Source organism: Pseudomonas sp. K5002, from assembly GCF_013386655.1.
GTDB lineage: Bacteria > Pseudomonadota > Gammaproteobacteria > Pseudomonadales > Pseudomonadaceae > Aquipseudomonas.
Genome location: NZ_JACARK010000988.1, coordinates 1 through 1,361, shown reverse-complemented (window position 1 = coordinate 1,361; position 1,361 = coordinate 1). Strand labels below are relative to the sequence as shown.

The 1,361-nt window shown below is 60.9% G+C and carries 3 protein-coding genes and 1 pseudogene; 2 read left to right on the top strand and 2 right to left on the bottom strand.

The window, feature by feature from the left end; translation table 11 throughout:
- Positions 1-192, top strand: a pseudogene (locus tag HX846_RS32225) (VOC family protein); the annotation flags it as partial.
- Positions 193-208: 16 nt separating this feature from the next.
- Here the strand turns inward: HX846_RS32225 and HX846_RS32220 are convergent.
- Positions 209-640 carry a hypothetical protein gene (locus HX846_RS32220; protein WP_134326870.1) on the bottom strand — a complete coding sequence of 144 codons (432 nt, stop codon included), beginning with the start codon at positions 638-640 and terminating at the stop codon, positions 209-211.
- Positions 641-788: 148 nt separating this feature from the next.
- On the opposite strand from HX846_RS32220, the gene HX846_RS32215 reads away from it, so the two are divergent.
- Positions 789-1,181 carry a RidA family protein gene (locus HX846_RS32215; protein ID WP_008436909.1) on the top strand — a complete coding sequence of 131 codons (393 nt, stop codon included), beginning with the start codon at positions 789-791 and terminating at the stop codon, positions 1,179-1,181.
- Here the strand turns inward: HX846_RS32215 and HX846_RS32210 are convergent.
- Positions 1,182-1,361 (bottom strand): LysR substrate-binding domain-containing protein (locus tag HX846_RS32210; RefSeq protein WP_256740195.1); only part of this gene is annotated, 180 nt, incomplete at its 5' end.

Genomic DNA, 1,361 nt, shown 5'->3' with positions numbered 1-1,361 from the left:
CATGTGGGGTTCGTCGCCGGCAGCCGGGTCGAGGTCGATGCGGCTTACCTGGCGGCGATGAACGCGGGCGCCGTCGACAATGGAGCCCCTGGGGCACGATTGCACTATGACCCGAACTACTACGCGGCCAACGTGCTGGATCCCGACGGCTACAGCCTGGAATTTGTCTACAAGAACTGGCAGCACATCTAGCGGTAGCCGTCGATGATCAGCCCGCGGCCTGCGGCTGCATCCGCAACTCACCTTCCACATCCTTGACCAACCCACTGGCCAGGAACAGCGGCGCCACGCGCTTGTGCAGCTGCGGCTCGACAAATTCCTTCACCGTGTCCAGCGCCAGCGCGCCGCTCAACGGCAGCTCGGCCTTGGTGTAAGACAACCAGGCTTTCTTCAGTATCAACAGCACGTCGCTGCCGGCGGTGGAGGCGAAGCGGCGGTGGGTTTTTTTACCGTCGAAATCGAAGGTGTGCTGAAACTCGTAACCGGCCTCGCTGCCCTCGCTGGCGACGCAGCGGATGCAGGTGCAGGGGCCATCGCCGAAAGCGCTGCGCAGGTAGTTGTTGAAGTCCACCACGGGCTTGAGTGACAGGCGTTTGTCCACCTCGAACAGGTCCCCGGTCATTTTTTCGTCAGTGTTCAAGGTCCATTTCCTCGCAACGGTTTTTTCAAGGGCGGCACGATACCAGCCGAAGGGCGTGGGCGGGTAGTTTTTGGTCGCCTCAGTGGGGACGTCCATTCGCCAATGCCCTTGTTACAGTTTCCTTAAATCATCGCCCAAGGAAACCGACATGAGCAGCAAATCCACGATCTACAACCACGGCGTTTCATGGGAAGAGGGCAACAGCGTCAGCCAGGGCTACCGCGTCAATGGCACGATCTATATTGCCGGGCAGTTTTCTCACACCCTGGAAGGTGAGTTCGTTGACGGTGATGCCGCCGCCCAGACCCGCCAGACACTGGAGAACCTCGACCATGTGCTGGCCGGCTTCGGCGTTGGCCGCTCGAACATTGCCGCGGTGGATTTCTTCCTGGTGCATGCCAAGCGCGATTTTGAAGCGGTGGTCAATGTGTGGAAAGAATACATCGGTGAGCATCGCCCGGCCGCGACCCTGGTAGGCGTGAATTACCTGGCGTCCGATGCACAGATCGTCGAGATCAAGGTGATTGCCCACGCCGACTGATCAGCCCGCCAGCTCATCCACCATCAGGTCGATAAAGCGCCGTACCCGAGGCTCCAGGAAGCGTTTGCTCGGGTACATCGCCAGGATCTCCACGTCCCCGGCGTCCAGGTCGGGCAGCACCTGTGCCAGGCGCCCGGCAGCCAGGTCCTCGGCCACCACGAAGTCCGGCAGCAAGGCGAT